At 68.4% G+C, this 26,988-nt stretch carries 29 protein-coding genes and 2 pseudogenes; 14 read left to right on the top strand and 17 right to left on the bottom strand.

Annotated elements, in window-relative coordinates:
* Positions 1-8: 8 nt before the first annotated feature.
* From A8W25_RS26585 to A8W25_RS26575, 3 genes are all read right to left on the bottom strand, one after another.
* On the bottom strand, positions 9-635 hold the full coding sequence (locus tag A8W25_RS26585) for a DsbA family protein (protein ID WP_067165893.1): 627 nt from the start codon (positions 633-635) through the stop codon (positions 9-11).
* A 112-nt stretch (positions 636-747) separates the two neighbouring features.
* Positions 748-1,296, bottom strand: coding sequence for a DUF1697 domain-containing protein (locus A8W25_RS26580; RefSeq protein WP_067167258.1), 549 nt, complete (start codon positions 1,294-1,296; stop codon positions 748-750).
* A gap of 76 nt (positions 1,297-1,372) precedes the next feature.
* Positions 1,373-2,581 (bottom strand): S8 family peptidase, encoded by a 1,209-nt coding sequence (locus tag A8W25_RS26575; RefSeq protein WP_067165891.1) that lies wholly within the window; start codon positions 2,579-2,581, stop codon positions 1,373-1,375.
* 411 nt (positions 2,582-2,992) lie between these two features.
* On the opposite strand from A8W25_RS26575, the gene A8W25_RS26570 reads away from it, so the two are divergent.
* Positions 2,993-5,263: an MMPL family transporter gene (locus tag A8W25_RS26570; protein WP_067165888.1), complete on the top strand. Its 2,271-nt coding sequence runs from the start codon at positions 2,993-2,995 to the stop codon at positions 5,261-5,263.
* A 164-nt stretch (positions 5,264-5,427) separates the two neighbouring features.
* Here A8W25_RS26570 and mgt read toward each other — a convergent pair whose 3' ends face one another.
* From mgt to A8W25_RS26550, 4 genes are read right to left on the bottom strand one after another with little or no spacing between them, the layout of a single operon-like run.
* Positions 5,428-6,678, bottom strand: coding sequence for a macrolide-inactivating glycosyltransferase (gene mgt, locus A8W25_RS26565; RefSeq protein ID WP_067165885.1), 1,251 nt, complete (start codon positions 6,676-6,678; stop codon positions 5,428-5,430).
* Positions 6,679-6,719: 41 nt separating this feature from the next.
* Complete coding sequence (locus tag A8W25_RS26560; protein ID WP_067165882.1) at positions 6,720-8,012, bottom strand: ABC transporter substrate-binding protein; 1,293 nt, start codon at positions 8,010-8,012, stop codon at positions 6,720-6,722.
* Positions 8,012-8,860: a carbohydrate ABC transporter permease gene (locus tag A8W25_RS26555; protein ID WP_067165881.1), complete on the bottom strand. Its 849-nt coding sequence runs from the start codon at positions 8,858-8,860 to the stop codon at positions 8,012-8,014. The genes A8W25_RS26560 and A8W25_RS26555 overlap by 1 nt, the downstream gene beginning before the upstream one ends.
* The gene (locus A8W25_RS26550) at positions 8,857-9,786 is read right to left on the bottom strand and encodes a carbohydrate ABC transporter permease (RefSeq protein WP_067165878.1); all 930 of its coding nucleotides are present in this window, start codon (positions 9,784-9,786) and stop codon (positions 8,857-8,859) included. Before A8W25_RS26550 ends, A8W25_RS26555 begins: the two co-directional genes overlap by 4 nt.
* 147 nt (positions 9,787-9,933) lie before the next feature.
* On the opposite strand from A8W25_RS26550, the pseudogene A8W25_RS26545 reads away from it, so the two are divergent.
* The 3 genes and pseudogenes from A8W25_RS26545 to A8W25_RS26535 form a co-directional block, all read left to right on the top strand.
* Positions 9,934-10,320: pseudogene (locus tag A8W25_RS26545) on the top strand (hypothetical protein); the annotation flags it as partial.
* Positions 10,321-10,909: 589 nt separating this feature from the next.
* Entirely contained in the window at positions 10,910-11,323 is a 414-nt protein-coding gene (locus A8W25_RS26540) for a hypothetical protein (RefSeq protein ID WP_158942743.1), read from the top strand.
* Between the two features lie 179 nt (positions 11,324-11,502).
* A complete protein-coding gene (locus tag A8W25_RS26535) occupies positions 11,503-11,913 on the top strand; it encodes a VOC family protein (protein WP_067165874.1) in 411 nt (136 codons plus the stop codon).
* On the opposite strand, the gene A8W25_RS35475 is transcribed toward A8W25_RS26535, so the two are convergent.
* The 4 genes and pseudogenes from A8W25_RS35475 to A8W25_RS33000 all read right to left on the bottom strand — a co-directional run.
* Positions 11,910-12,308 carry a transposase gene (locus A8W25_RS35475; protein ID WP_067165872.1) on the bottom strand — a complete coding sequence of 133 codons (399 nt, stop codon included), beginning with the start codon at positions 12,306-12,308 and terminating at the stop codon, positions 11,910-11,912. The genes A8W25_RS26535 and A8W25_RS35475 overlap by 4 nt on opposite strands.
* Before the next feature lie 187 nt (positions 12,309-12,495).
* Positions 12,496-13,044 (bottom strand): winged helix-turn-helix domain-containing protein, encoded by a 549-nt coding sequence (locus A8W25_RS26525; RefSeq protein ID WP_067165869.1) that lies wholly within the window; start codon positions 13,042-13,044, stop codon positions 12,496-12,498.
* 125 nt (positions 13,045-13,169) lie between these two features.
* Positions 13,170-14,048, bottom strand: a complete 879-nt coding sequence (locus A8W25_RS26520) for a GNAT family N-acetyltransferase (protein ID WP_067165866.1) — start codon at positions 14,046-14,048, stop codon at positions 13,170-13,172.
* A gap of 187 nt (positions 14,049-14,235) precedes the next feature.
* A pseudogene (locus A8W25_RS33000) lies at positions 14,236-14,421 on the bottom strand (IS5/IS1182 family transposase); the annotation flags it as partial.
* Between the two features lie 398 nt (positions 14,422-14,819).
* On the opposite strand from A8W25_RS33000, the gene A8W25_RS34535 reads away from it, so the two are divergent.
* From A8W25_RS34535 to A8W25_RS26505, 4 genes are all read left to right on the top strand, one after another.
* Positions 14,820-14,996, top strand: a complete 177-nt coding sequence (locus tag A8W25_RS34535; protein WP_199831834.1) for a hypothetical protein — start codon at positions 14,820-14,822, stop codon at positions 14,994-14,996.
* Between the two features lie 182 nt (positions 14,997-15,178).
* A complete protein-coding gene (locus tag A8W25_RS26515) occupies positions 15,179-15,646 on the top strand; it encodes a peptidase inhibitor family I36 protein (RefSeq protein ID WP_079126407.1) in 468 nt (155 codons plus the stop codon).
* Between the two features lie 506 nt (positions 15,647-16,152).
* Positions 16,153-16,437, top strand: a complete 285-nt coding sequence (locus A8W25_RS26510) for a hypothetical protein (RefSeq protein WP_067165860.1) — start codon at positions 16,153-16,155, stop codon at positions 16,435-16,437.
* Positions 16,434-16,829 (top strand): hypothetical protein, encoded by a 396-nt coding sequence (locus tag A8W25_RS26505; RefSeq protein ID WP_067165858.1) that lies wholly within the window; start codon positions 16,434-16,436, stop codon positions 16,827-16,829. Before A8W25_RS26510 ends, A8W25_RS26505 begins: the two co-directional genes overlap by 4 nt.
* A gap of 62 nt (positions 16,830-16,891) precedes the next feature.
* Here the strand turns inward: A8W25_RS26505 and A8W25_RS26500 are convergent, their stop codons facing one another.
* Complete coding sequence (locus tag A8W25_RS26500) at positions 16,892-17,305, bottom strand: hypothetical protein (RefSeq protein ID WP_067165855.1); 414 nt, start codon at positions 17,303-17,305, stop codon at positions 16,892-16,894.
* Between the two features lie 128 nt (positions 17,306-17,433).
* On the opposite strand from A8W25_RS26500, the gene A8W25_RS34160 reads away from it, so the two are divergent.
* Entirely contained in the window at positions 17,434-17,988 is a 555-nt protein-coding gene (locus tag A8W25_RS34160; RefSeq protein ID WP_158942741.1) for a hypothetical protein, read from the top strand.
* A gap of 299 nt (positions 17,989-18,287) precedes the next feature.
* Here the strand turns inward: A8W25_RS34160 and A8W25_RS26490 are convergent, their stop codons facing one another.
* Both A8W25_RS26490 and A8W25_RS35170 read right to left on the bottom strand, forming a co-directional pair.
* Positions 18,288-18,830, bottom strand: a complete 543-nt coding sequence (locus tag A8W25_RS26490) for an MOSC domain-containing protein (protein WP_067165850.1) — start codon at positions 18,828-18,830, stop codon at positions 18,288-18,290.
* Between the two features lie 382 nt (positions 18,831-19,212).
* Positions 19,213-19,536 (bottom strand): hypothetical protein, encoded by a 324-nt coding sequence (locus A8W25_RS35170; RefSeq protein ID WP_067165849.1) that lies wholly within the window; start codon positions 19,534-19,536, stop codon positions 19,213-19,215.
* A 486-nt stretch (positions 19,537-20,022) separates the two neighbouring features.
* Here A8W25_RS35170 and A8W25_RS26480 point away from each other — a divergent pair, with 486 nt between their 5' ends.
* The gene (locus A8W25_RS26480) at positions 20,023-20,511 is read left to right on the top strand and encodes an RICIN domain-containing protein (protein ID WP_067165846.1); all 489 of its coding nucleotides are present in this window, start codon (positions 20,023-20,025) and stop codon (positions 20,509-20,511) included.
* 170 nt (positions 20,512-20,681) lie between these two features.
* Here the strand turns inward: A8W25_RS26480 and A8W25_RS34530 are convergent, their stop codons facing one another.
* The 3 genes from A8W25_RS34530 to A8W25_RS26465 all read right to left on the bottom strand — a co-directional run bounded on the left by A8W25_RS34530 (position 20,682) and on the right by A8W25_RS26465 (position 22,555).
* Positions 20,682-20,873, bottom strand: coding sequence for a hypothetical protein (locus tag A8W25_RS34530; protein ID WP_067165843.1), 192 nt, complete (start codon positions 20,871-20,873; stop codon positions 20,682-20,684).
* Between the two features lie 5 nt (positions 20,874-20,878).
* Positions 20,879-21,346, bottom strand: coding sequence for a hypothetical protein (locus A8W25_RS26470; protein WP_234386588.1), 468 nt, complete (start codon positions 21,344-21,346; stop codon positions 20,879-20,881).
* A gap of 225 nt (positions 21,347-21,571) precedes the next feature.
* Positions 21,572-22,555 (bottom strand): GNAT family N-acetyltransferase, encoded by a 984-nt coding sequence (locus A8W25_RS26465; protein WP_067165838.1) that lies wholly within the window; start codon positions 22,553-22,555, stop codon positions 21,572-21,574.
* A gap of 403 nt (positions 22,556-22,958) precedes the next feature.
* Here A8W25_RS26465 and A8W25_RS34525 point away from each other — a divergent pair, with 403 nt between their 5' ends.
* From A8W25_RS34525 to A8W25_RS26445, 4 genes are all read left to right on the top strand, one after another.
* Entirely contained in the window at positions 22,959-23,174 is a 216-nt protein-coding gene (locus tag A8W25_RS34525; protein ID WP_067165836.1) for a hypothetical protein, read from the top strand.
* Between the two features lie 322 nt (positions 23,175-23,496).
* Positions 23,497-24,630, top strand: a complete 1,134-nt coding sequence (locus A8W25_RS26455) for a hypothetical protein (protein ID WP_158942739.1) — start codon at positions 23,497-23,499, stop codon at positions 24,628-24,630.
* 103 nt (positions 24,631-24,733) lie between these two features.
* Complete coding sequence (locus A8W25_RS26450; RefSeq protein ID WP_324616328.1) at positions 24,734-26,305, top strand: NF041680 family putative transposase; 1,572 nt, start codon at positions 24,734-24,736, stop codon at positions 26,303-26,305.
* A gap of 90 nt (positions 26,306-26,395) precedes the next feature.
* Positions 26,396-26,788 (top strand): peptidase inhibitor family I36 protein, encoded by a 393-nt coding sequence (locus A8W25_RS26445; protein WP_067165831.1) that lies wholly within the window; start codon positions 26,396-26,398, stop codon positions 26,786-26,788.
* The last annotated feature ends 200 nt before the right edge of the window (positions 26,789-26,988 follow it).

Genomic DNA, 26,988 nt, shown 5'->3' with positions numbered 1-26,988 from the left:
GATACGGCTCAGTCGAAGCGGAGACCGCCGGTACGGGTCCGCTTCAGCTCGAAGAAGTCCGGGTGGGAGGCGATCACGCGCACGCTGTCGAAGAGGCGGGCCGCCTCCTCGCCGCGCGGGATGGATCTCAGCACCGGACCGAAGTAGACCGTCCCGTCGAGGTGCATCGTCGGGGTTCCGACATACGCGTCCGCCTCCGGATCCTTGCCCGCGTCGTGGCTGCGCCGCACCGCCTCGTCGTACGCGGGGTCGTGGGCGGCGTCCGCGAGCGCCGCCGGAAGGCCGAGCTCGGCCAGCGCCTGCGCGATGACCTCGTCGAAGTCCGCGTTCTTCTGCTCGTGTATCCGGGTGCCGTACGCGGTGTAGAGGTCGCGCAGCACCCCCTCCCCGTGGTCCCGCGCGGCCGCGACGGCCACCCGTACCGGACGAATCGAGTGGTCGACCAGCTCCCGGTACCAGTCCGGGAGTTCATTGCCGACGTTGTGCAGATAGAGGCTCATCACCCGGAAGCGCAGGTCGATGTCACGGTGCCGCTCGACCTCCAGCATCCAGCGCGAGGTGATCCAGGCGAACGGGCAGGCGGGGTCGAAGTAGAAGTCGACGGTGGTGGGACCGGTGTGCTCGATGGTGTCCATAGGACGAAGGTAGCGGCGGATTGGCACGGGAGTCCGGGCCATTCGCACGTCAGTCGACTGGGCCACTTCGAGGACCTCCCGGGGCCCGGGGGCCCCGGCGTCCCCCGCTCCCTCAGGCGTCGGTCATCTCCACGAGCGCCTTGACGGTGTTCCAGTTTCGGGCCGTCGCCTCGATGCCCTTGAGCAGGGCGGGCTTCGCCAGGGCCTCGGCGAGCTTGGAGCGGCCGATGCCGTCGGGCGCGTACAGATAGAGGACCCGGTCGCCGAGGCGGAACGTGTCGGGCAGGAAGGCCTTGGTGTCGATGCCCGCGAAGCGCTCGGGGTCGGCGGGGCCGGAGAAGAAGGTGGCGTGCAACTGCCTGCCCTCCAGCTCGTCGGCCGGGAAGGGGCAGGCGTCCGCGACGGCCTTCAGATAGGCGCCGGTGCGCACCATGCAGGCGACCCGGAAGCCGAAGTGCTTCTCGATGGCCTGCTCCAGCTCGGCGGCGAGCGCCTCGGGGTCGGCGGAGTCGCTGCTGAAGACCGCGTTCCCGCTGTTCAGATAGGTGCGTACGGAGCCGTGGCCGAGCTCGGTGAGCAGTGCTCTGAGCTCGGCCATCGGGACCTTCTTGTTGCCGCCCACATTGATGCCGCGCAGCAGAGCGGCGTACATCCTCGTCATGTCCACACGATAGGACGGCCCCCGTGCCTCGTGGGGGATGGCACGGGAGCCGTCGTTCACGACTGCCGGGGAAGGGTTACTCGACGACCTTCAGCAGCTTGTTCGGGGTGCCCGCGCTGGGGTTGGAGATCTTGTCGGCGGTGGCTCCGCCGGTCAGCGCGTCCGAGACCTGGGCCGGGGTGGCGTCCTTGTGGCCCGCGAGGTAGACGGCGGCGGCACCGACGACGTGCGGGGTCGCCATGGACGTACCCGAGATCGTCTTGGTGGCGTTGTCGTCCGTGTTCCAGTCGGAGGTGATGTCCGAGCCGGGGGCGTAGATGTCCACCACCGAACCGAAGTTGGAGAAGTCGGACTGCTTGTCGTCCTTGGTGGAGGAAGCGACGGTGATCGCCTCCTTGACCCGGGAGGGCGAGCCCTGGCCCGCGTCGGCGGACTCGTTGCCCGCCGCCACGGCGAAGGTCACACCGGAGGCGATGGCCTTCTGCACGGCCGTGTCGAGCGCGGGGTCGGCGCCGCCGCCGAGGCTCATGTTGGCGACCGAGGGGCCCTTGTGGTTCTTGGTGACCCAGTCGATGCCGGCGACGACCTGCTCGGTGGAGCCCGAGCCCTCGTTGTCGAGGACGCGGACGGCGACGATCTTCGCCTTCTTGGCGACGCCGTGCGCGGTCCCGGCGATGGTCCCGGCGACGTGCGTGCCGTGGCCGTTGCCGTCGTCGGCGGTGTTGTCGTTGTCGACCGCGTCGAAGCCGGAGGTGGCCCGGCCGCCGAAGTCCTTGTGGCTGACGCGGACGCCGGTGTCGATGACGTACGCGGTGACGCCCTCGCCGGCGCTGTCCGGGTAGGTGTACTTGCTGTCCCCGGCGGTGTCGGCCTGGTCGATCCGGTCCAGCCCCCACGACGGCGGGTTGGCCTGGCTGGCGTTGATGTGGAACTTCTTGTTCTGGACGACCTTGCCGACGGCCGGGTCGGCGGCCAGCCGCTTGGCCTCGGTCTGCGAAAGCCCGCTCGCCGAGAAGCCGTTGACGGTCGAGGCGTAGTCGCGCTGGAGCTTGCCGCCGTACTCGTCGGCGAGCTTGGCCTTGGTGTCCGCGGAGGCCTTCTCGTCCAGGAGGACGATGTAGCTGCCGTCGATCGCGCCCTGGGCGTCGAGTCCGTACACCGTGCCCTCGGCCGGAGCGGCGGCGCCGGCCATCTGGGTGGTCATGACGGTGACTCCGGCCGCGGCCGCCACGGCGGTTATCCCGGCCGTGAGCTTGAGGCGGCTTTTGCGCTTGTGAGTTGCCATGAAGAGGGGTCTCCTCGTCAGTTTTTGTGGGGGGTTGGCCTGCCGGATGGAAACCTTCCGGGGCTGGTTCGAAACCCTTGCCGATTGACGAGCGCAGATCAAGGGCTCCACGCAGCTGTGACTTACGCAACAAGGTTTCGTAATAAAAAACAGGCCAGGCCTGGTCAACTCGCCCTTTGTGCAGGCTTGGTGGATACCCCGTGGCGACACGGAACCGGATCTTCCCCCTCAATCGGCTTTACGTGTAAGGGGCTTCAATCCCACTTGTAGGGGATGCCCCCACATCCCAGGGAGTAGATACCGGAGGCCCGGTTCACCAGGGAGTACGACGAGACGGCCGAATCCAGCCCCTAGCGTCGTACCTGGATGGCGGCGACGGGCTGCCACCGCTCGTCAGGGGGGCTTCTCGCCATGGTCAACGGAGTCACAAGAGTGCGCGGTGTAGCCGCGCGGGCCGGCGGTTGGAGCGCCCGCCACCGCTGGGCGGCAGTGGTGATCTGGGTGCTCTTCGTGGTCCTGGCCATGGGCATCGGCTCGGCGGCCGGGCGCGTCGACGTGAAGGACAACGCACTGCCCGGCGAGGTCGGTCAGGCCCAGAAGATCATCTCTGACGCGGGGCTGGAGGAGCCGGCCGGCGAGACCGTCTTCGTCCAGGGCCTGGACGGCACGACGAAGGCGACCGACCCCGAGTTCCGCGCCGCGGTGGACGCCGTGATCAAGGCGGTCAACGGCACCGGCCAGGTCACCAAGGTGACTTCTCCGTACACCGCGAAGACGCTCTCCAAGGACGGCCGCAGCGCGCTGATCCAGTTCGAGGTGACCGGCGACGCCGACACCGCGCCCGACCGCATCGAGCCGGTGCTGGACGCGGTGAAGAAGGTGCAGGGCGAGCACAAGGGGCTGCGGATCGAGGAGATCGGCAGCGCCAGCATGGGCAAGACGTTCGAGGACGCCTTCGGCGACGACTTCAAGAAGGCCGAGTACTCGGCGGTCCCCGTCGCCCTCGGCATCCTGCTCATCGCGTTCGGCGCGCTGGTCGCCGCCCTGCTGCCGGTCGCCCTCGCGCTCACCGCGATCATCGCCACCATGGGCCTGATGGCGATCGTCAGCCACGTCCAGGCGATGAGCGACACCGCCAACTCCGTGATGCTCCTGGTGGGTCTGGCCGTCGGCGTCGACTACTGCCTCTTCTATCTGCGCCGTGAGCGCGAGGAGCGGGAGGCCGGGCACGACGCCCAGACGGCCCTGCGCATCGCCGCCGCGACCAGCGGCCGGGCCATCATCGTCTCCGGCGTCACCGTCTGCGTCGCGATGGCGGGCATGCTCTTCACCGGCCTGGCGGACTTCGAGGCGATGGGTCTCGCGTCCCTGATGGTGGTCGCGGTCGCCATGGTCGGCTCGGTGACCGTGCTGCCCGCGCTCCTCTCGCTCCTCGGTGAGCGCGTCGAGAAGGGCCGGCTGCCGTTCCTGAACCGCATCAAGCGCGGCAGGCGCAACAAGCGCGGCACCGGCGCCGAGAGCCGTTTCTGGCGCGCCGTCCTCGGCGCGGTGCTGCGCCGCCCGAAGGCCGCCCTGGCGCTGGCGGCGGGCGCGCTGATCGCGATATCCCTGCCGGCCCTCGGTATGCACACCCAGAACCTGACGCTGGACCAGGAGTTCGGCGACTCGCTGCCCATCGTCGGCACCTACGACCGCGTCAACGAGACCTTCCCCGGCGGCGCCAGCCCGGCCAACGTCGTGATCAAGGCCGCCGACATCAACGCTCCGGAGGTCAAGCAGGCCATCGCGGACTTCCGTACGCAGTCGATCAGCCGGGGCGCCTCGGACGGCCCCATCAAGATCACCCTGCACAGCGCGGAGAACGTGGCGGTCGTCGATGTGCCGCTGATCGGCGGCTCCGACCAGAAGAAGGCGGAGAAGAGCCTCGACCTGCTCCGTGACCACATCCGGCCCGACACCCTGGGCAAGGTGCGCGGTCTGGAGGCGCCGATCACCGGTCAGGTCGCCGGGTCCAAGGACTTCAACGCCCGGATCGTCGGCGCGGTGACCCCGGTCTTCGCCTTCGTGGTGGTCTTCGCCTTCCTGCTGATGCTGCTCTGCTTCCGCTCGCTGACCATCGCGGTCACCGCGATCATCCTCAACCTCCTCTCGGTGGGCGCGGCCTACGGCGTGCTGACCGCCGTCTTCCAGCACGGCTGGGGCGCCTCGCTCGTGGGCGCCGAGGGCGTCGGGGCGATCGTCTCCTGGCTGCCGCTGTTCCTCTTCGTGATCCTCTTCGGTCTGTCGATGGACTACCACGTGTTCGTGGTGTCGCGGATCCGCGAGGCCCGGCTCCAGGGCCGCTCGACCCGCGACGCCATCCAGCACGGCGTGGTGACGACGGCCGGTGTGGTGACGAGCGCGGCGATCATCATGGTGGCGGTGTTCGCGATCTTCGGAACGCTGTCGATGCAGTCGATGAAGCAGATGGGTGTCGGGCTCGCCACCGCCGTACTGATCGACGCCACGGTCATCCGGGGCGTGCTGCTCCCGGCGGTCATGGCCCTGCTGGGCGAGCGCAACTGGTACTTCCCGAAGTGGCTGCGCTGGCTGCCGGACCTCACCCACGACGAGTCGGCCGCCGTACCGCCGGTCGCCGCCCACCACGGCGACGAGGACCGCGACCGGGTGGTCCGGGTCTGACCCGCACGACTGCCCCTCACGGAGGCGGGCCGTACGAGCGAGCCGTGTGAGGTGGTGAGGGCCGGGGCCCGGGGAGCAACTGCTCCCCGGGCCCCGGCTTGTCCGGGCAGTGGGTCCGGCGCCCCCTGGCGGACGAGGCGGTCCGGACGAGGCTGCGCCGGGCGTCAGCGCGCGAGGGCCGCCTCGATCAGATCCGCCGCCTGCCGGGTGCCGCCCTCGCGGGCCAGGCCCTGGCGGACGGCCTCGGCGCGCTCGGCGACCTCGGGGTCGTCGACCAGCGCCAGGACCGCCTCCCGCAGGGTGTCCGCCGTGGCCTCCTCCATCGGTACGTGGCGGGCGACCCCCAGCGACTGGAGTACGTCCGCGTTGCCGAACTGGTCGACGGCCTGCGGGACCGCGACCATCGGCGTCGCGGTGGCCAGGCCCTCCTGACTGCCGCCCGCGCCCGCGTGGGTGATGAAGGCATCGGCCTCGTGCAGCACCGCCAGCTGGGGCACCCAGTTGTGCACCTCCACGTTGGCGGGGACCTCCCCGAGCTCCGACGCGTCCACGAACTTGCCTATCTGCAGCACCACATGCCACCCCGGAAGGTCCCCGAAGGCCTTCAGGCACTCGCGGTAGAACGCGGGCTGCTTGGTGAAGGTCGAGCCGAGCGACACCAGGAGGACCTTCTCGGCCCCTTCCGGACGCTGCCACTCCCCCTGCTCGGCGCGATCGCCCTGGCAGGCGCCGACGAAGGTGTAGACGGACTCGTCGACCCGGTCGGCGTGCGGCTGGAGCGCCCTGGGGATCAGGACGAGCGAGCGCACGGGACGGCCGACGAGCCGGTCCGGGTCGGTGTGGTGCATCCCGTGCTCGTCGAGCCACGCCCGGTACCGGGCGTAGTACGCCTTGCCCCGCTCGGAGGCGCGCAGCTCCGCGTACATCGGGTCCGCCACCTCCTCCTCGTACCCCTCCCACGCCACCAGGTTCGGTGAGAGCTGGAGGTAGGGAACGCCCCAGCCGTGGGCGAGCACCGGGGCCGGGTAGGAGGTGATGTCGCTGATGACCAGGTCGGGCCGGTCTCCCTCGAAGGCGTCCGCGAGCTGGGGCAGCGCCTGCACGGCGTCCGCGAGGAACGGCTCGATGTTGTCGATCAGTTCGGTCCCCCAGTCCTCCGGATGCTCCTCGGTGGGCAGTGTCGATCGGTAGATCACCGGCTCGGCCCCGGTCTCCGCGACCTTGGCGGCGAAGGACTCCGGGATCGCGTAACTCACCCGGTGGCCACGGGCGACGAGTTCGCGGATGACCTCCAGGCTCGGGTTCACATGCCCGTGGGCGGCGATGGAGAACATGGCGATGTGGGCACGCTTCGATGCGGTCATGACGCGAACATAAGCGAGACGAGACGTCTCGTGCAATGTATTTACGGCCATCCGGGCGCGCCCCCTCTCCGAGCGGTCCTTGGGTCGCGGGGTCAGCGCTGATAGCGGGCCAGCACTCGATTCCCGTCCTTGACCAGGCGTTTTCGCAGCTGTGCGAGGTCGATCGCCCCGCTGTAGTACTGCTGGAGCGCGGGGGTCGCGACCTTGTCCTTCCACTCCGGGTATCCCCGCACCGACTGGGCGGGGGCCGAGCGCAGGGCCTTCGCGAGCGCGGCGCCGGTCGCCCAGCCGTACCGCTCGGTGTGCAGGGCCGGATCCTTCAGCGCGGCGGTGCCGGTCGGCAGCATCCAGTCGCCCTGCGCGAGCCGGACCATGTTGCCCGGCCGCAGCAGGAAGCCGATGAACTCGGCCGCCTCCTTCTTGTGCGGGCTGTCCTCGGCCACCGAGAGCGTCTGCGGACTGACGCCCTGCGCGAGCCCTTCGCTCCCGGCCGGGGCGGGGAGCACGGTCCAGTCGAACCCCTTGGGCGCCTGCTGGACGATCTGCTGACGGTACGAGAAGCCCAGCGCGGCCATCGCGTACCTCCCGCCGAAGAAGCCCGGCAGGGTGTCGGATCCGCCCATGCCGAGCGTGGTCCGCGCGGCGCTGCCGTCGACGTTCACCTGATCGTGGACGACCGAGGGGACGCCCGCGTCGCCCTCCTCGAACGCCACCCGCACCTTGCCGTCCGCCTCCCGGTGGAACAGCCGGCCGCCGGTGGAGAGCCCCAGGTTCAGCGTGATCGACACGGGCTCCTTGAGCGGCCAGGCGATCCCGTACCGCCCCCTGCCGGTCAGCCTTCTGGTCACCTGCCGGAACTCCTCCCAGGTCCACGGCTGTTCGGGGGTGGGGATCCGCACCCCGGACGACGTGAGGATCTTCGTGTTGGCCATCAGGACCCTCGGCTCCTGGAGGAACGGCACTCCGTAGACCCCCTTGCCGAAGGTCGCCGTCTCCCAGCTCCGCGCGGGGATGTCCTCCCTGAGCCCGGCGGGCAGCAGGCCGCTCAGATCGGCGAGGTAGCCGCCGTAGGCGAAGTCCGCGAGGTCGTCCGAGGCGTCATGGATGACATCCGGCGCCTCACCGCCCTCGAACGCGGTGAGCAACTGGTCGTGGACGGTGTCCCAACTGCCCTGTACGTACTGGACCTGGATGTCGGGGTGTGCCGCGTTCCACTCCTTCACCAGCTCCTTGGTGGCCGCTACCGAGTCCTTCTGCCAGGCCAGCGACTGAAAGCGGAGTCTCACCTTCCCGTCACCGCCCGAGCCGCTGTCCGAGCAGCCGGTCAGGGTGGAGAGCAGCAGGGCGAGCACCGCCCCGGCGAGCGTCAGCAGGCGTGTACGCATCAGCTCTTCACCGCCCCGGCGAGCATTCCGCTGGTGATCCGCCGCTGGATGAGGGCGAAGACGGCCAGCGAGGGCAGGGTGGCGAGGAAGGCGGCCGCCGCGAGCGGGCCGAGGTCGGCGGCCCCCTCCGCGCCCAGGAAGTGGGTGAGGATGACCGGCAGGGTCTGCTTCTCCGGTGTTTTGAGGAGAACGAGCGCGAAGAAGAATTCGTTCCACGCGGTGATGAAGGCGAAGAGGGCGGTGGCCACGAGGCCGGGGGCCAGCAGCGGCGCGGTGACCGAGACCAGCGTGCGCAGCCGCCCCGCCCCGTCGACGGCCGCCGCCTCCTCCAGCTCCGGGGGAACGGCCCGGACGTACCCGACGAGCATCCACAGCGCGAAGGGCAGCGACCACACCACGTACACCATGACCAGCCCCGCCACCGAGTCGACGAGGTGGAGGTTCTTGAGGACCAGGAAGAGCGGAATGATCAGCAGGACGAAGGGGAAGGCCTGGCTGACCACCACCCAGCCGGTCGCCGCCGTCGCCAGCCTGCCGCGTCTGCGCGCCATCACATAGGCCATCGGGGTCGCCACCACCACGGCGATCAGCGCGGCCGAGACCGCCGCGACCAGGCTGTTGAGCCCCGCCCGCAGCAGTGGCTGCTCGTCGAAGGCCTGCCGGAAGTTGTCGAGGGTGGGATGCCGGGGGATCCACGTCGGGTGCAGCGAGCCGAGTTCGCGCGCGGGCTTGAAGGCCGTGGAGAGGAGCCACAGGAACGGGAACGCCAGGAAGACGAGATAGCCGAGGAGCGCCAGATACTGCCCGGCGCGCCCCCATGAGCCAGGTGAACCGCCACGGGTCCTCATCGGTCCTCACCCCCGCCGAGCCGCGCCGCCAGATGGAACGCCAGGAACACCGAGACCACCGCGACCATCACGCAGCCCATCGCCGCCGCGTACCCGAACTGCCCGTACCGGAAGGCCTCTTCGTAGGCGAAGAGCATGGGCAGCCGGGTCTTGCCGCCGGGCCCGCCGTTGGTCAGCACATAGACCAGGGCGAACGAGTTGAAGTTCCAGATGAAGTTGAGCGCGGTGATCGCCAGGGCCACGGGCCGGAGCGCGGGCCAGGTCACCGTACGGAAGCGGCGCCAGGCGCCGGCGCCGTCGATCGCCGCCGCCTCGTGCAGTTCGTGCGGGGTGTTCTGGAGGCCGGCGAGCAGGGCAACCGTCGTCTGCGGCAGACCGGCCCAGACGCCGACGACGATCACGGCGGGCAGCGCGGTGCCGAGTCCGGTCAGCCAGTCCCGGCCGTCACCGAGTCCGAGGTCGCCGATGGTCTCGTTGAGGATTCCCGCGTCCGGGTTGTAGACGAGCCGCCACATGATGCCGACGACGACCTCGGGCATCGCCCAGGGGATGATCGCCAGCGCCCGCGCCAGCCACCGGAAGCGGAGGTTCTGGTCGAGCAGCAGGGCGAGTCCGAGTGCGAGCAGGAACTGGGGCACGGTGACCCCGACCGCCCAGAGCAGGCCGATCCTGAACGACTCCCAGAACAGGGTGTCGTGCAGCAGGTCCCCGAAGTTGAGCAGCCCGGTCCACCGGGTGGGAGCGGTGCGGCCCGCCTGGGAGTCGGTGAAGGCCAGGGCGATGCCGTAGAGCAGTGGTCCCACGCTCAGTACGAGGATCGGGATCAGCGCGGGCAGGACCAGGAACCAGGCCCCGTGGTCCGGGGGTTTGCCGGGGCGGCCGCGTGAGCGTCTCCCCGACCGTGCCTTTGCGATGACCGATGTCATTGTTCGACCCCTTTGCCGGGATTGCCGAATGACCCCCGTCATCGTGCTGACGGTCTGTCGGTTCGTCAAGACAACCTGCCTCCTCACCAAGACGACCTGCGTGAATGCGAGACTTGGCCGGTACGGAACGATCACCGGGAGCGAACAGTGGACGAGGCACGGGCGCGCGAGGTACTGGCCGCGGCGGGACTCACCGCAACGGAGCCCGCCGGGGTGGCAGCGGGCGCGGCGGGCACGAAGGCCCCTGCCGAGCTGCTCGCCCTCGGTGAGAACGCCGTCTTCGCGACCGGCGATCTGGTGGTCAAGGTCGGCCGCGACGCAGCCTGGCACCCGGAACTACTGGCGCGCGCCGAGCGCGAGGTGGCCATCGCGGGCTGGCTCGCGGAGTGCGGCGTCCCGGCGGTGCGGGCCGCCGAGCCCGCGCCCCGGCTGGTGGACGGCCATCCGGTGACGCTCTGGCACCGGCTGCCCGCCGCCGTCCGCCCCGCGGGCGCGCGCGACCTGGCCGAACTGCTGCGGCTCGTCCACGCCCTGTGGTGACCTGCAACGTTCACCACAGTGCCGCAAGGTAAGGGCAGGAGACTGTTCAGGGGATAGCGCAGGAGATCGTGCAGGGGACCCCCGGGGCTTGATCCGACTGGGAATGGTCAGTGATCCGACTCAGGAGGCGGATCACTGACCATTCCCGAACTCCTCGAACTCCAGGACAGCTACCAGCAGCGACCGTAGGCCCATAGGTCACCTCTGCCTTGGCCTGCGGCCCTGGCAGGCCCTCAACTCCCGTGGTCACAACCGGGTTGGCTCGGGGAGTTCGGGGAGCTCCCCGAGGGTGACCAGGCGGACGACGTCGCCGGGGGTAACGACTTGGGCGCGGAGTCGGGCGCGTTCGGCCAGGGCGGCACCGTCGGCGGTGAGGGGGCGCAGCGGGTCGCGGTCGGGGTCGTCGGTGGTGCGGGGGCCGTCGCCCCAGACGGCTTGCCACTGGATCAGGGCCTGTACGGCGGGCTGGGAGGTGAAGTAGCAGGCTGGTGCGTACGAGGGTGGTCAGATCGGCGGGCAGACGGATGGTCAGGGTCTCGCGGGGGCCGGTGGTGCCGGGGACGGGGCAGGCGCGGACGCGGTCGTGTCCGGTGCCGACCGGGCGTCCGGGGGAACCCGCGATGGTGGTGGCGGGCAGGGGCGGCCACTGGTGGTTCCAGCCCTGGGCGGTGAGGACGTCGCGCACGCCGTGGGCCACCACCAGGTCGTGTGTGCCGCGCAGCTCGCCCGCAGCGCGCAGGGCGGCGCGGTCGGTGCGCAGCTCGGTGCGCATGCGGGCCAGGTCGGTGAGGTGGGCGGTGCGGCGCGCGGCGTGGTCGCCGGCCTCGGGGCCGGCGGGACGCGGCAGCGCCTGCGCGTGCTCCTAGGTGCGGGCGCGGCGGTCGGCCAGCCATGCCTTCTCGCGGGTGGCCTCGGTGGCGACGACAGCGGCCAGCAGCGCCCGGGACCCGGCAGGGACATCGACCGTGACGTGGGGGTTGCCATGCGCAGACGCTAAGCGGCTCCGCCGAAGTCCGCTGCTGATCCGCACCTGGGTACAAACCTGGCTGCCCTTGGTGAACGGGGTCTGGGGGCCGAGCCCCCATAGCCCCCCAGGAACTTTCTGTTCCCGCACCTCAGCGGAGCCGCTCAGGGCCTGTCTCGAAGTCGGGTGTGAGCTTGTGCCAAGATCACGGGATGCTGCGACTCACAGATTTCATTATCGACTGCCCGGACACCATGAAGCTGGCGGCTTTCTACTCCGAAGTGACGGGCCGTCCGATCAAGGAAGGCAGCTCCGAGGACTGGGCCGGCATCCAGTTCGGCGAGATCGAGCTGGCATTCATCCGGGTGGACGACTACCGCGCTCCGCAGTGGCCCGACAGCGAGCACCCCAAGCAGTACCACCTCGACTTCGAAGTGGACGAGATCGAGTCCGAGCAGCGCCGCGTCCTCGACCTCGGCGCGACGCTGAAGCAGGACTCCATCGGCCCCAACGGCTACGGCTGGCAGGTCTACACCGACCCGATAGGCCACCCGTTCTGCCTGTGCCGCAACAAGGGCGTCATCTGGACGGACCAGGGCCCGATCTGGCCCAAGCGCAACTAAGCGGCTCGGATACGGTTTGTTGCTGACTGTCGGATCCGGTCGCGTTGATGGTTCATGGCCTGATCGACGGCCTTGCCGATGGCGTCGGTGCTGTTCTGCGTGCGATGCGGGTAGTCCTGGTACTTCGCCTGGCGCCAGACCAGTTCGATGTCGTTCAACTCCGGGCTGTACGGGGGCAGGTAGAACAGCTCGACTCCGATCTTCGCCAGCTGCCGGCGGCGGCCCTTGAATGCCTTGGCCGCATGCGCGGAAGCGTTGTCCAGCACGATCGTGCACGGCCGTCGCCGCTCCCAGACCGGTATGACGTCGATGCCGAGGCCGTCGGCGGCCAGGTCCAGCACGGCTGCCCCGCCGCCCAGACCCGCCAGGCGGACACAGGCGAACTCCAGCAGCATCCCGGCTCGATCTTGCCGCTGGTGCGCTGCCAGACCAGGTCCGGCTCGCTGCCGACGATCTTCGCGCCGAGCACGTTGACCCGACGGTTTCGGGTGGCCTCCTTCGCCACCACCGCCCGCTGCCCGACCCTGGACCAGGTGTATCCGGTGGGCATAGTCGGAGCGAACCCGGACTCGTCCAGGAAGATCAGATCCCGCCCGCCCGCGTGCGCCTCCATCCGTAAGTCCGCAAGTCCTCCAGCTGCGCCTTCGCGGCCTGCTGGAGGACGGGGTCGGCCTGGTGCCGCACGCTGTCACGGGTCCGTTTCCAACGGAACCCGTCACGGCGCAGCAACTCCCACAGCCAGTCAGCAGAGATCTCCACCCCGCGCCGCTCGCGCAGCCAGTCACGCAGGGCCGGGACGGTCCAGGCGACGCCGGCCGCGCCGGACCGGTCCAGCAGATCGGCCAGCCCGGCGCGGTCCACGCCGCCCAACACCCTCGCTCGCCGACCCGGACGCGCGGCGTCGGGCAGCGCCCCAATTCCGCCGTCGTTGAAGCGGTGGACCGCCGCGCGGACGGTGACCGGATTGCATTCGAGCAGGTCAGCGACCTCGGATGCGGTCTTGCCGCGATCGATCAGGCGGATGCACTCCGCCCGCTGCCGCGTATGACGGGTCAGGTCCCGCCGTGCCAGCAGAGCGTGCAGCTCGCCACGCTGATCGTCAGTCAACTCGACGCGGAGGATATTCGACATGGCGTCCCTCCCACGGGACGCCTACCCAACCCACAGCCGACTTCACCCAAACCGCTTAGGCCGTGTATCGAACGCACGGACAGGCAGGGCGGGGTGATGCCCCGGTCCGGCCCGTCCGCTCTCTGCTAAAGGTCGAGCTGATGCTGGTGTGTCGTGTGCGTGGGCGTGTAGCCGAGACCGTCGTTGATCCGTCGCATGTGCGTGTTGCTGTCGGCGGTATCGGTCAGGAGGCCGTCGAGGTCCGGATAGTCCCTATGGGCTTGTCGGATCGACTCGGCCTTCATCCATCGGCCGAGGCCGTGACCACGGTGCTCGGGCAGCACGCCCGTGCCGTAGTGCTGGCCGTCACCTGCGCCGTTGCCGGGGATGACGAGTTCGGTGAACCCAGCGATCGAGCCATTGGAGGCGTTGATGGCGACGACGGTGTGCAGGTGGTCGCCGCGCTGTTCGACGGCCTTCGCCGCGGCCCGCACGCGGTCCACGTCCCAGGCCACGGTGCCGTACTCGGCGTCGTCCATGGGCATGTCGTCCATGGCGCGGCGTGAGACGGCGAACGTCCGGGCGAGGTCGTCAGGGACGGTTCCCTGCCATGACATCAGCCGGTAGCAGGGATGAGGACGCTCGACGATCCCAGCGAGGATGGTGGTGTCCACCTCGGCCATTGCCAGGCGGGTGTACCTGAAGGTGAGAACCTTCCGGAAACCGCGGGCTGCCAGGAAGTGGTCGCCGGGCGATCCGGCTTCTGCCTGCGCGACGACGCGGCGTCGGGCGTTGTCCCGGGCGCTGGCCACGGCGGTGTCGAGGAGCCGGGAGCCGACGCCCTTGCGGCGCTCCGCGGGATGAACGCGGAGGTCGAGCTCGGCGAGGTGCTCCTGTCCACCGTCGAGCAGGCGCAGGAAGGCGGTCCCGGCAGGGATGGAGTCCGCGTCCGACGCCAGCCAGGCGAGACGCCGGCCGTGCGGTCCGTGAGCGGGGTCGGTCAGTGGGGTGATGCGAAGGAACAAGGTGTCTCCGTCGAGAGGAGGTGGCAAGGGTCAGTACGCGAGCTCAACTCCTGGGCACTCGTGCGCATGTGCTCCACACCTCCTGGTCGACGGCGCCGGCCTGCACCAATGCGGGCGGCTGGGCGAACCTAACTGGCCGCCGGACCCCTGGGCAACGGATTAACGAAAAGGCGGTGCGCGTGTGTGGTCACAGCCACTCGTTGATAGCCGCGACGAGGACGGTCGCCTCATAGCGGACCGCGAGCTTGTCGTATCTCGTGGCCACGGCGCGATGCCTTTTGAGACGATTGATGCCACATTCGACCGCGTGCCGAGCCTTGTAGTCCTCGGCGTCGAACTCGGGCGGCCGACCGCCGCGAGCGCCGAGTCTTACCTCCGGAGCGCCTTTAGGTGCACCTGTCCAGACAACGGTGCAGACAACCGTGGATACCACCCCAGGGGCAACGGCGCGGCCTGGAAGGCCGGGAGGGACCCGCAGCGGCCATGACCGGATGACTGCGGATCCCCGCTAAGGCCCCGTGGGGATGGAGCTGAACACCCCGTTCAACGAACCCGGGACGCCTCCGTCACGACGGCTTGCCCGCCGTCTCGGCGTCACACTGTTCGATTACCTGTTCTATTTTACTCACGTGTGCCACGCCCCGAAAAGACGCAGGTCAGGACGTTGCCGCAGCCTGCAGAGCGGCGGCTACCTACGGTGGAATGCGAGGTACATCCCTTTATGTGAGCCTGGTGAGGCCCTTCCGATCCCACCCCGAGGAGCGAAACCGCATGGGTAGCAAGGACCAGTTCCAGGACATGGCCCAGCACTTCAGCAACAAGGTGAACAAGGCGGCGGCCCACGCCAAGGACGACGACATCAGCGACCGCGCCTCACAGGCCCAGGACGTGGCCAGCGATCGCGCCACGGAGGCCGAGGACGAGTTCGACCAGGACTACGACGCCTGACGCGGCACTGCCTGTGCCCAGTGAGGCCCGCCCGGGGCACCGGGCGGGCCTTCTCATGCCTGTGTGGCGTGCTCGTTGCGCTGCGAGTGCGCCGGGAACTGCGCTGATGCGCGCCCGCCCATTGGGGGGATCCTGCCAGGGCGTGGGATTGCGACGGGTTTGTGGCAGGTAGGACGACAGGCATGATCAAGAAAATTGCGCTCGCGCTCACTATGGCGCTGGCTGCTGGTCTGTCGTCGGCTTCCGTCTCGTCTGCCGCTGCCGCGCCCGTACGGGAGATCTGGGGAAGCGGCCTCGACGCCTGCCCGCAAGAGTCCCTGTGCCTGTACCAGAACGACGACTTCAACGGCAGCTCCGACGCCCGTATCTGGATCGTCACCGGTGATGTGGGCAACCTCAGCACCTACGACGCCAACGACCGGGCCACATCCGTCTACTACAACGCGTCCCACGGTTCCGCCACCCTGTACGCAAACAAGCACTACAACAACGGAAACCTCGACGACATGCTCCGCCTCTCGGGAGGCGACAGGTACGCAGACCTCCACGAGTCGCTGCCGGGCCTCCACGGATCGGACGATGACGGTGAGAGGCCGGCCACGGTGAAGATGAACGACCGCATCAGCTCCGTCACCTTCTCCACCTTCTGACCGGACCGCAGTCACCCGGTGAGCACCCCAGCCCATGACACGGGTCGGGACACTCAAAGCCCCTCTCTGAACTCCTCGCCGTTCTCAGCAGGGAAACCCGGCCCGACGCTCGGGGGCACGCTCCAACAGGGCTCCCGAGCCACGTTGCTCCGGTCGATCCCAACGAGGTCAGTGAGCCCGGCGGAAACGTTGTAGCCGTTCGCTCAGACGTCAGGTTGACGTCTGAGCGAACGCCAAGTCGGCGCCGAAGAAACTCCGAGACTGGCCTTGAACTGGGCTTTCCGATTTCAGAAACATCGCCGATGTTCATCGCCCCGGTTCCCGCACCCCACACCGCCTCGGTTGCAGCCATCGGTCGCCGCCGGGCGCGCGGTTGCCGTGCTGGCGTTGGCCATCGCCGCTGCCGTAAGCGAGGTCATTTCCGGGGCCGCCGGCCCACGTCTCATGTCGTCGCGTGTCTGGCGCGGTGACACCGCAAGCCACTATAGGAGTGCTATGGTCACTCTATGGCGAATACGACGATCCAGGTGACGAAGCAGACCCGCGACCACCTCGCCCAGCTCGCCGAGGAACGCGGGCTCAACATCGGGCAGCTCGTCGACGTGCTCGCGGCCGCGGAGCCCACCGCCGCCCAGAAGGCGGCGCAGGTGGCCGCGGCCCGGGCGCATGCGCGTGAAGTGATCGGCGTCGACATCAGCGATGAGGAGTTCGCGACGCTGGATGTGCTGGGGAATCTGCGGCGGATCGCGGCGGAGAAGCTTCTGGCCCTGCCCGGCAGGGACGCCGCGTGATCATCGTCGACACCAGTGCCGTCATGGCCCTGGCCGCGGGCCACAAGGCCCTCAACGCGCTCGCGGTCAACATCACCGCCAGCGGCGACCGGCTGCTGGTACCGGCCCTGTGCCTGGCCCAGGCCGAGGCGAGCCAGGCGGGGGCCGCCCGGGCGGTCCTTGGATACCCGTGCGCGGACGTCGAAGCCCTCGCTCAGATCGACGCACCGGCCGTCGGCACCATGGTCCGCGACGGCTACGGAGCCCTGGACACCTGCCACGCCCTCTACAGCGCCCTGCGCCGCACCGGCACCGGCGGCATGCCGATCCTGCTGACCGACGACGAGGACCGATACCCGCCCGGCATCCTCGCCATCGGCATCGACACACCCGGCATGCTCGGATTCCACTGACCCCGCCGCCAGACCTGGCCCCGGCGCGCCGGTCGACGACGGGGACTGTGCAGCCGCCTTGATCAGCAGCTTCCGAGCCACGAGGCGCGCGACCAGCTCGTGTACTGGGTACCTGCAACGTTCGTCTGCGTCAGGGAGGCCACGTACCAGTGGCCGCCCTTGGCGCACTTTGCGGAGATGGACCGGCCCCCGAACTTGCTCCAGTAGGTGCCGCTACGGGCGACTTCGCGGTACTTGCCACCGGTGTTGCGCCAGAGCTTGAACTGCGACCAGCCTGCGTAGGTGCAGGTGTTCCAGCCGTAGGTGTAAGCCCGGCCGGAACCGCTCCAGGGCTGGTCAACCCCCGAAGAGCACTTCTTCGCGCTCACCGTACCCGTCGTATTCGGCGCGGCAGCCTGTGCCGGCCCTGTGGCCGTCCCCCCTGCCAGCACCGCGCCGGCCACGAGCGATGCCGCGAACAACCGCTTGGTCTTCATCCCGCTCCCCCAGTTCCTCTCAGTCGTGAGCCACCCACCACTCTCCGCCAAGCGGGCGGAGTCACGCGTCACGTACCGGGTTGAACTTCAACTCCACCCAGCGGTGTACCGCGCGAAGGCACTGCCGCGTGAGTGGGAGAAACACGAACGCCGAGGAGCTGAAGCGTGCCCTCAGAGCGGCACCCGCCGGTGAAGGCTCCGAGCGCGCGTGCCATCTCGCCCAGGTCCTCGAAGGCGAACCGCTGCCGACTCTCCAGGAGTTCGTCCCGGTCGCGCCCGCCCGCGACGTCCCCTGTCCAGTCGCGCAGCCGGCCGGCCAGGACCTCGATGGCCCGCACGGCCCACCCGGCATGGTCGGCGACGCCGCCCGGCCCCTCGACCGCTACCGCGCCGACCGCCCGCGCGACCGCGTCCCACTGCCCCTCGACCTACCGGAGCCCCGCCTGCACAGCGGCCTGGTCGAACTCGTCAGCCCTCAAGGCCTCCAGGAGCACGGTGGCCGCATCCCGCCGGGCCAACAGAACCGTCGCGCACGCGCTGTAGGCCTGGCGCCGGGCCCTCCGCTCCTCAGTGTTCATCTGCACCCGGCTGGTGATCCTGGCCGAGCCCAGCGTGGCGGCCGCTCCAACGACCCCGCCCAGCAACGTGCCACCGATGCCAACCAGGCCAAGCAGCGCCGTTGAGTCCACGCAGGCATTCTCGGGAAAAGGGGAGCACCGCCGGGCACCGCACGCCAGCCCGCACCACCCAGAAGGAGGCTCTGCGAAGACGTCACCCGCCGACACGGACTCATGTCACCACAGCATCCGGACCACTGACACCAAACCCAGACAGCCAACCAGCACATAGATAGCTTCCACCGACGACACGCGAAGCCGGACATCTCAGCGACAGACCCCCCGAACGTCACAGGCGTGCTTGATCTTCACACCCCAGGAACTCGCGCGGCCGTCTTCATGGCACGGCCTGCCCGGGAAACCGGTCAGACCCGGTCCAGGGATCGGTGCGGACCGCTGGGAAGCTCCATTTCGATCGTGTCGCCAGGCCGCACTACGCCGCCTTCCCTCACGATGCTCATGATTCCGGCTTTGCGCACGATGTTCCCCGCCTCGTCGCGGCCGACGACCTGCTTCAGCAGCCCGTCCCGGAAGTTGTCGATCTGCAGGCAGGGATTGCGGAGGCCGGTGACTTCCAGGACGGCGGAGTCGCCGATACGCAGCAATGTGCCGACCGGCAGACCGAGCAGATCGATGCCGCCCGTGGTGATGTTCTCGCCGAGTTCGCCCGGCGCCACCTTGAAGCCTTCTTCACCGACCTCGGCGAAGAGCTCTTCATGAATGAGGTGGACCTGGCGCAGGTTCGGCTGGGTGGGATCCTGCGCGACGCGCGAGCGGTGCTTGACCGTCACACCAGCGTGAACGTCCCCCTCCACACCAAGACCAGTGAGCAATCTGACGCTGTCCCGGTTCGGCTTGGTGAACGAATACTCCCCGTTGCTGCTGACCGCCGTCACTCGCCCGCGCATACCTCGGAACCCCCTCGTCGGTAACCGTGATCAGCCACGAGCCTAGCCCTCGCCCCTCAAGGCACAGCATCCACGATCAATCGCGGGTGAGGCCGTTAGTCCGGAAAAGTTCGGTCGCGGTCGCGGTCGCGGAGGAGATGGCGGAGCGCCTGCGTGCGGCAGGGGTCGGGGTGGAGGTCGAGCATCGGCACATCGGGCGGCCACTCCTGCCGTGACGTGGCACCCGCAGCTCACCCGGCACGAGAGGGCCGCGCTCCGGCTGCTCACACGCGGCATGCCACCCCCCACCGACTGCTGCTCACTTTCGCTGAACGAGCAAACCTCAGTCCCGCCCAGTACAACTGAACAACCTGCAGGTCACGGTCATCTCCACTGATCAGAATCACTGGTTCTCAACAAGGGTGGCCAGATCGGCCGGGAGACGGACCGTCAGGGTCTCGCGGGGGCCGTCGATGCCGGGCCCGCAAGCCGCCAAGGCCTCTGAGAGCCTGTCTTTGAACCCCCGTCTGCGCGCCACGACGCCCGGCACGATCGAACGCGCCGACCGCTGCTGCGCCCGCTCTCCGAGCAGACGACGCGGGTTCAAAGAGGCGCTGTGATACCGATAAATGCGTGCAGTCACCGGGTACGCGAGATCGCGGATGCGGAGCAGGAGACCGTCCGCGAGATCGTCGGGGACGGCGGACGGCTTCCGGGGGTCGGGCACCGGCAGTAGGGGCGGCCCTGCGCGCGCGCTCCATAGGGCAGCACCGCCGACAGGACGGCCAGAGTCCGTTAGGTCACAGTACGTGCCGCTCTACCGTGCCGAGGACGCCCATGGCCGCATGGTGGCTGACAATGCACGCGCAAGGCCCCGTCCGTCCTCGTGAGCCGAGCCGAGGGCCTCGTTGTCCGCGGACAATCACCTTTGTCCTCCCGAAAGGGCAGCGTGGACCTGCGGCTTGCCGACAAGGGGGTCCGGACAATATGAGCTTTCACCAGGGTTGCTCTCGACCGGACAGAAACCGTCCACGAGGTCCAGCAACGGAGGGTGTCGATGAGCTTTGTAAGAATCCGCGCGCAGGTGAGCCGGTGGAGGATTCTAGCGATCCTCTGCGTGCTCCTGTCGGCTCTAGCGGTCATGGTCTCTCCCGCACAGGCGCAGACACAGGCTCGGACTCAGACACCGGCCAGAACGCTTGCGGGAACGGAGGTGAACTTCTACAACGTGGCGACGGAATGGTGCGCGGATCTGCCGAACTACGGCGCCACATACAACTCCTATGTCTACCAGCACGCGTGCGACTACACGTCGGGCGACAACCAGCAGTGGGAGATCGTCCCCACGCGCTCAGTGGACGTCGGCGGTACGCGACAGGACCTGTTCTTGATTCGCAACGTCAAGAGCCGCCAGTGCATGGACCTCCCGGGCTCCGGCGCCAACCCGGCCACCACACCGATCTGGATGCACAAGTGCATTGCCACCGACGACAACCAGGAATGGTTTTTCATGCCCGGCAATTCCGGCGGCTGGTACTACGTGAACCTGGCCGCCAACATGTGCCTCGATGTCCCGGGATGGGCCCGTGACGGCTCAGACAAAGGCAACCCCAACCCGCTGACTATCTACCCGTGCTGGGACAAGGACTGGGCCTTCGACGGGGCCGACGACCACTTGTGGATCCTGCGCCAGCTCGCCTGAGCCCTTCCCTGTGAACCCGCCTGCGCCACGACGCCGGCACGATCGAACACGCCGACCACCGCTGCGCCCGCCCTCTCCGGGCAGACGACGGGGTTCAAAGACAGGCTTTTACAGCTCGGGCCCGGCCCTCCGGTAGGAGGGCCGGGCCCGACAACTGTGCAGGCGGTGTTTCAGCGGGTCTCGGTGTTCCCCTCCGGCCGCACCGCCTTGTTCAGCGTGGGGTTGTCGCTCTTCTTGTCGGAACCGATCATCGCCGTGTTGGTGAAGGCGGCGACGAAGTCTGGCTGCGGCGCCGGGGCCGGGGCGGGACAGGCCGGCGCGGGAGCAGGCTGGCCGCTCCCCTGATTCTGTCCGTTGCTCATGGGGCTCAAGTGTGCAGCAGGAGTGCGACAGTCGACAGGCCGAGCCCCGCAACCAGCGACCACAGGCTGATCCCCCAGTACCGGGCCTTCAGCTTCTGGCGTCGCGCATTGACCTCGAAGATCGATGCCCGGGACGCCGCCAGTGCGGCCAGGACCTGACTCTTGGGCAAGTGGACGTGGTTAGCGATCATCTGGGGAGGCTCCAGTTCCTTGTGTTCCGCCACGCGGATCGTCAGCACTCCCGTGAACAGGGCGCCGGCGTACGCGGCCAAAGCGAAGTAGGCGAGGACGTCGTGGTGCTTGTGTGTCGCCAGGAACTGCGCGGCGGTGGCCGCGAACCCGATGAGGAACACCGTCTTGGTGTCGATCTTCGCTAGCGATTCCGACTGGCGCGTCAGGCGCGAGGCCGCCTCGTTGTTGAGGAGTTCCAGCGTTTCCTTCTGCGCCTCGAGTTCAGCCGGTGTCATCGTCATGCCGAGAGCCTAGGAGCCAGGGCCGGAAGGGTCGCAGCCCGCTCTACGGATCGGGTCGGCCGGCGGAAACGACTCACGTGCCCTCGGACTCCTTCGCGCGGCGGATCTTGCACTGATCGAGCAGCCGGGCGAAGTAGCTGTAGGCGGCCAGCCGCTCCATGCCCATGCCGATGCGAGGAATTGTCAAATTCTGTGGACCGACCGGACAGCCCAATGAGAGGTCGATCAAGCAAGCGGCTTGCGGTATCGGACATACTCGTTCTGCCTCCGGAACCCCACGCTCTCGTAAAGATCGTAGGGCCGGTGCGGATTTGCCGTGCCCGTGTACAGCCTGGCGGTCGTTGCACCCTGCTCGCAAAGGCTTCGCAACCCGTCCAGCAGCAGGACCCGGCCGATTCCGAGGCGTCGCTGGTCTGTTCTGACACTCAGCTCTTCCACCTCGCCCACGGTGTGGTCGTGACGGCGGATGGAGCAGAGGGCCACGCCGAGCATGTCCTGCCCGTTCCAGGCAGCCCTCCAGCATGTCGGGTCGGCGGTGTCGACGAAGTCCTGGAAGGACCATTTCTGCGTGAAACCGGTGTCCGCATACGAATCGGCGACCGTCCTCCACGCTGCACGGTAGTGGCTGGTCCCGATCGGCCCCGTCCGTATCCCGGCCGGGAGCTCGCTGCCCGGCTCGGGCAACTGCCGCAGATCGCCCAGCTCCAGCTCGACCAGGCTGAAGACACGCCGATAACCGGCCGCGAGCAGAAGCGCCGTGGCGTCCCGCTCGGAGGCCACGGCGTTCGCGCCGATCACTGCCGTCCGCGCCGTGCCATGTTCTTCGACGAGCTGGCGGATCCGCTCTTCGGCCCAGCTCAGCATGGCTGATCCGATGCCCTGGTGGCGATGCTCGGGCAAGAGGTAGCCGCGGTGCAGGTAGAGCCACGTATCGTCCCGCTCCTGCCACCACCGGATCGTCGCATAGCCGACGACCCTCCCGTCGTGCACCACCAGGATCTGGTTCTTGGACGGCTCCTGAAGCGTGGCAGAGGCTTCGGCGATCTCGGCCGCTGTAGGGAGCCCTTCCACAACCGAACGAGCGTCGACCCGGTCCCGTTCGGCACAACCCAGCCGCACCGCGGCCATGGGGCCGTGGTCTTCGTCGCCCCGATATGGCCTCAACCCGAAGCCGGCTGGGAGGTCCTGTCCTGGCGTGTCACCCGACATGATCGGATGATCTCGAACTTTGAGGCAGGTCCGCCACCCTGTTCATGATTCATGCGGCGGTCGTTTCTCCCTTCCCCAGTGCCCGGCTGAAGGACAGTGAGCAGCCGGTCGGCCTCGGCCTCCGGCATCCATCGGAGGTTGTCGGAGGAGAGGTAGATCAATGTCACTGTTCGGTCCCGCTTCCCGTGTTCCAAGGCCCAGCACGGGCCGTAGCCCACGCGGCTGAGCGCCAAGAGTACGGAGAGGGATCGGCAGTCGAGCGTTCGTCTACTCCGGGCCAGGATCACGTAGCGGGTTGCGGTTCCCGCAGTCCCAGCACTTCACTGTCCCGGGGAGGTTCTCGAACCGGGTACCGGGGAACGCCTTGAGATCGCCGACGCGGTAGAGGAGTTCGGCGCCGCGCTTGTCTGCCGAGGCGGGGAAGCGGTTCGAGGGGATGGCCGCCCGGTACGTGAATAAGGCGTTGGCGGGCGCGGCGCAGCTGGCGCAGACGTTCGCATCGCTGGCGGTCGCAGCCCGGATGGAGCGCATGGACTGGCGTATGCGGGTGCTGGGCTGCCAGCTCGGGGGCGTGGAGACGGCGATGACCCTTCTTCGCCACAAGCTGCCCGAGCGGTGACGTCCATCAGGCTGGCAGCGGCGCTGCTCACCGTGGAGCCGTGACCACACCCTCCGATGACGCGGCCAGGCCGGTGCCGGTACGGGTCGTGCTGCCCTTCGACCGGTGCTCGGGCACCCGCAGCAGCAGGTCGTAGCGCGGCTGTGGAGGCGGCGGCAGACCGGGACGGGCTGGGTATACCTCGTGGGCCTGCCGCCGTATCGGGATCTCGAAAACAGGAGATTCAGCTGGTTTGGCCGCGACGTCTTCGTTGTCAGTGGGACTGCGTATGCTCCCGCCCTGTCCACATGGCGTGAGGCATCTTCAACTCAACAGAGGCAACGTGGCAAAGATCGACCCCATCGCCCGCGCGGCGGAGATGTCCGCGCGCGGTCTGATCCTGAAAACCCCTTACCCTGGCGCGGACAAGCCCTGGCCGGCCCTCTGCGTGACGTGCAAAAACCCCACGAGGTCCAGCTACAGCAGCGTCATCACCAAGGGGCAAGGCCCCTGCTTCACGTGCGGGCAGCGCAAGAGCTCTGCTGCGGCAGCCCTCAAACGTGCCGTGCCAGCCGATGTCGCGGAGGCGCAGGTCCGTGCGGCAAATGTCGAACCGCTGGAGGACTTTCCCGGCACTCGGGGCACTTGGCGTTGCCTGTGCCTTACCTGCTTACACGAGATTGACGTGTGGTACTCCAGCGTCGTCTACGCCGGCAACGGAGCCTGCGACTACTGCTCCGGAAGCCGGGAGCTCCCGGACGCCGACACCCGCGCGGAACTCCTCGCCCTCGGTCTCGAAGCCCTCGTCCCCTACCGGGGATCGAACGTGAAGTGGCGCAGCCGCTGCACCGCGTGCAAGAAGGTCGTCGACCCAACGCTGTGCAACGCCCGCAAGACGAAGTACCCCTGCCGGTACTGCGCTCAGCGCGCTACAGATCCTGACGTCGCCGTTGAGATCATGAAGGAGGCTGGCCTGCGACCGCTCGCCCCCTTTCCTGGGAGTGTCAAAGCCGGCTGGAAGGCCGAGCACATCGCGTGCGGCAAGCAGGTCGACGCCGTATTGGACAAGGTCATTCAGCGTCGCCGGGCTTCCTGCATCCACTGTGTCCGGTACGGCTTCAAGCCGGGTCTGCCCGCCTTCCTGTACTTGATGGTCCACATCGCGTTGGGTGCCGCGAAGGTCGGCATCTGCAACGAAGGCAGCGGACGGATTCGAGATCACGAGCGCAACGGCTGGAAGCAGGTGCTGATCAGTCCGTTGCCCGGCTATCACGCCATGCGAGCCGAGCAGCACGTCTTGGACCGGTGGCTTCTGCTCGACCTTCCCCAGGGGGTCTCCCGCCTCGACATGCCGCAGGGCGGCTGGACCGAGACCGTCGCCCTCTGCGACCACACCCTGCCGAAGCTTCGCAAGGACTTCCACACGGCGGTTGCAGCCACCCTCGAAGTCGGACGCGGCGGCCACTCGAAGGAGTGAAGATGGCTCTCGCTGCAGGTGCCGACCCGGTTGTCAACCCTCCGCTGCGGGCCGGCGGAGTAGCGGGACAGCCTTTAGCTTGATCTTTAACGTCGGTCATCGAATGGCACGTCGAACTGGGTCACTCGGTTCGGTATCCGGCGGACATGGAGGCGGCCTTCGGCTGAACATGTGCTCCGACCAAGGAACACACACGTTCAGCACGAAGGCCGTGAGGATGAGTCTGCTGCATCGCGATGCCCGGTTGGAGGCCTTGACTGAACTGTCAGGCTTCCGGGGCGAGTTCTACTCCTGCCTGACAGCTCGTTCGGACGCTTTGTTCGAGCTGGCAGATGCGGTTCTGTGCGGTGACGGGCCGGTGAGATCACTGCCCGAACTGTCACTGGTGGGCGAACACCGCCGCGGCCACGGAGGGCTCTACGCCGCTCTGGCCCGTGGACGCATCGATACCGGCCGACTGCGGAGGGCACTGGCCGAAGTGCCACTGCCGCGATCCGACGACGGCCGGCTGGTCCTGGCCATCGACATCACCTGCTGGCTGCGGCCCGACGCGCACACCTCACCGGAACGCATCCTGTGCCATACCTACGGCCGGGGCAAAGACCAGTACATTCCGGTCCCCGGCTGGCCCTACTCGATCATCTGCGCCCCCGAACCCGGCCGCAGCTCATGGACCGCACCGCTGGACACGACCCGCCTGGCCCCCGGTGATGACACTGCCACCGTCACCGCCCGGCAACTACGCAATCTGCTCCGGCTACTGATCGACTCCGGGCACTGGCAGACAGGCGACCCGGACATTCTCGTCGTCGCTGACGCCGGATACAACGCGCCCCGCCTGGCGTTTCTCCTCAAGGATCTCCCCGTGCAGGTGCTGGCGCGGATGCGGTCGGACCGCGTCCTGCGCAGGACTGTCCCACGCCGTCAGCCACACACCATGGGCCGGCCACCCCGGCACGGAGGCGAATTCGTCTTCGGGCAGCCCGACACCTGGGGCACGCCGGACACCCGGACGGTCACGGACACTCGCCTCTACGGCACGGCCACCGCACGTTCCTGGGACCGGCTCCACCCCCGGCTCACCCACCGCGATTCCTGGACCGCGGCCGACGGCACACTTCCCGTCATCGAGGGAACGGTGATCCGCCTGGACATCGACCACCTGCCCAGCGGAGCAACCCCCAAGCCGGTCTGGCTGTGGTGGTCCGCCACCGACGCCGTCCCCGCGGACACCGACCGCCTCTGGCAGGCCTACCTGCGACGCTTCGACATCGAGCACACCTTCCGCCTGTTCAAACAGACCCTCGGCTGGACGGCCCCGAAGATCCGCACCCCCGAAGCCGCCGACCGCTGGACGTGGCTCATCCTCGCCGCCTACACCCAACTCCGGCTCGCCCGCCCACTCGCAGCCGACCTGCGCAGGCCCTGGGAGAAGCCACGGCCCCCGGACCGACTCACTCCCGCCCGCGTCCGCCGCGACTTCCGGCACATCCGCCCACAAGCCGACTGCCCTGCCCTGCCCGAGCACCGAAACCCTCCCGGCCCGGTCCTGGACGACCACCGGGCCGCAAGAACACCCGCCCCACGCCACAACGTGCACACACCCCGCAAATCGCAGCCACCCAAACGGCAGACGAAGACATCAACCACCCCAAAACCCCGCCGCACAGGTTAAAGATCAAGCTAGGCCCTTGACACCTATCGATACCCTCAGTGTGCGGTCAGCTACGGACCGTAGCTGGAGTTCAACACGAAGGGGACACGCATGAGCGACAACACCGGGGCTACCGGGGTAACGGTCTACTCGGATGCCAAGTTCGCCGGTCAGAGTGCGGAACTGGCCGTCGGCCGATTCGCCCTCAATCCAGACCTCGACAACACCATCTCCTCGGTACGGGTCCCGGCCGGGTACACCGTCACGCTCTACGACGGACCCGACTTCACAGGCCAGAAGCTCACCCTCACCAGCGACACCACACAGCTGGACTCCGGATTCAACGACAAGACGTCCTCCATCGTCGTGACCTCCACCGCCGCGCAGGCGCAAGCCACGGGAACCGGAGCCAGCAACCCCAACAACACGGCGGCCGTGGATGGCTCCGACTACACCGCCATCCACCAAGAAAACGTGAGCGTCACCTTCGCCGAACTCTGGTAGCACCAGGTGCCGCAAGGGCGGCGGGGCTGAATCCCCGCCGCCCACTGGCCAACTACCGTCACGCCCCCGTCGCCGCTCCACCCGGCGGGCCGGTCGGTAGGGTGACCGAGCCCGGGGCGGGTGGCTGGCGTGTGGCCGGTAACGGAACTCCCGCCCCGAGCCCTGCCGGCCGCTGCCGTCGCTGCTCCCGACCCGTCGGC

Origin of the sequence: Streptomyces sp. ERV7 (assembly GCF_001653515.1) — a bacterium.
Taxonomy (GTDB): domain Bacteria; phylum Actinomycetota; class Actinomycetes; order Streptomycetales; family Streptomycetaceae; genus Streptomyces.
Note: the sequence above shows the minus strand (reverse complement) of the source record. Positions and strands in the feature narration are given on the sequence as shown.